Here is a 2051-nt window from a genome sequence, read left to right on the forward strand (position 1 = left end):
AAATGGGGATGGCATTAATGAAACATTTGAAATATGGGGGACCTCAGATATTGGCAGGTTTAATCTTAGGATTTTTAATAGAGCTGGAGTAAAAATTTACCAAACAAATAGTATCAACGATTATTGGAAGGGAAGTTTACATGGAAAAGAATTTCCATCCGGGGTATATTATTGGGTAATTGATATTCAGTGCGTTAAAGGGAATTCAATTTTTGACAACTCTTATAAGGGATGGGTTACTCTTTCAAGATAATATATATGCTGAACTTAATATGTGAGGCCTTTTATTTTAATAGGTCAGAGCGTTAATTCATAAATTAATAGCATACGGAGTTAGATATTTGGTAACCTGGTACATACATATTTAGCGATTAACTGCACTACGAATAGCTTTACTTACCAAAAGTGCCATAGGGACACCAATAACAAAAATATGAACCAACAAGCCGGTAACTATTTGATAAAGATTGCTCGGGTATGTGCCTATCAGTGATAGAGGGATTACTACATAGTTCATGAAAATCCAGATCCAGATGCCGTAGATACCACCAAATAATGCTATTGGCCGCAAAGCCTGACCATATCGTTTATAAAACTGGTAGAAGATATAAGTGGCAGTAACTGCAATGAGGAAATGAACAACAATACCAAGAATAATGGGGAAGACGCCCGCTTCAAATGCTGCTTTGCCCAAAAGTCCGCTGGCTATATATTTAAATACACCTTGTGGCAATACGCCTAAACTAGCATAAGCGTTGATGCATGCCGCGGCGCCGTCCAATAACCCCACGAAGAGTCCGGCAAAAAGAATTCTCTTTGTCATAGTTATATATGGTCATATGTTATAGCTGCTAAAAACAGATCGGGTAGTTCTGACAAAGATTCTGATATCAATGACATCTGATCAATAATGAAATAAAAGATAGTAGATTTTTTCATAAGATGCACATAGTCAGGTGTTTTTCGGAGGTTTTGAAGTGCAAGCTGGTTAATTGTTCACTGTTCACTAACCCCACCGATCACCGTTTACTCCAACAACCAAGCACACCCCCTGCCCGGTGGCTCATCTCCAGACAGCCACCTTTAAGTTCGTACGACATGAGTAAGTGTTTAAATGATCTGGTGAAGAAGGGCTGCCAACAGAACTAAATAGCGGCTTTACTAAACTTCCGAAAGTTCGGTAAAGCTTAACTGTTCAGTAGTACTGACAGCAAGTAATATCGCCAAGCTGAAGAAATTTCACCCTTTCAGGGCTTGATCTTACAAGATTAATTAGCAAAAGGCTACACCTTTTGCTGATAGATAGCGCCCCTTTTCAGGGCTGGATTAGTGTTGGTACAGTATCGACTATTAAACCACTTCACTGTTCACCGTTCTCTGTTTACAATTCACTATCCCACCAATCACCGTTTACTGTTTTTCGCCATTTTACAAGTTCACAGATTACTATTTACCGATCACCTAATGCCAAATACCGACCACCGCTTACCTCTTCTGCACCCTTCCTGACAGAAAACAAATTGAAGAGCAAAGTGCCTTTCCTGCGACTACAAGCCCTCTCAATAACTATTTCTTGCTAAATAAATATATTTATGCTAACTTGATATAGTTATGCATATCCCGCAATGTCCGAAATGTGGATCACAAAAGATCATCAAGAGTGGTGTAGTCAACAATCGCCAGCGCTTTCATTGCAAAAAATGCTCCTACTACTTCACAATAAATAAATTAGGGAAGAAAATTGACGATTACTATGTCATCAAGGCATTGCAGTTGTACCTCGAAGGGGTAAGTCTCCGGGAGATAGAGAGGCTGCTTGGGGTAAGCCATGTCTCCGTGATGAACTGGGTCAGAAAGTACAACATCAAAGCTCCGGAGCGCTACGACTACAGGCCTACCTACCAGATACTCAACCATCAGGAACTCCAGGAATTTATCTCAAAACCCACCAATATGGGCGGATCAGGCATGCTGATCACTGAATTAGGAGATAAATTTATGCTGATCAAGTGGGAGCGGTTTAAAGATTAACTATAGTAGTTACCAAAACT

At 39.8% G+C, this 2051-nt stretch carries 3 protein-coding genes; 2 read left to right on the top strand and 1 reads right to left on the bottom strand.

All coding sequences use genetic code 11. The features are described from left to right. A partial coding sequence (locus E1163_RS00810) for a T9SS type B sorting domain-containing protein (protein WP_155168627.1) occupies positions 1–253 on the top strand: 253 nt, incomplete at its 5' end. A 111-nt stretch (positions 254–364) separates the two neighbouring features. Here E1163_RS00810 and E1163_RS00815 read toward each other — a convergent pair. Beyond that, positions 365–823: a hypothetical protein gene (locus E1163_RS00815; protein ID WP_155168628.1), complete on the bottom strand. Its 459-nt coding sequence runs from the start codon at positions 821–823 to the stop codon at positions 365–367. Positions 824–1611: 788 nt separating this feature from the next. Between E1163_RS00815 and E1163_RS00820 the strand changes: the two genes are divergently transcribed. Continuing rightward, positions 1612–2031, top strand: coding sequence for an IS1/IS1595 family N-terminal zinc-binding domain-containing protein (locus tag E1163_RS00820; protein WP_155168629.1), 420 nt, complete (start codon positions 1612–1614; stop codon positions 2029–2031). The last annotated feature ends 20 nt before the right edge of the window (positions 2032–2051 follow it).

The sequence above is a fragment of the Fulvivirga kasyanovii genome, from assembly GCF_009711405.1.
Classification (GTDB): domain Bacteria; phylum Bacteroidota; class Bacteroidia; order Cytophagales; family Cyclobacteriaceae; genus Fulvivirga; species Fulvivirga kasyanovii.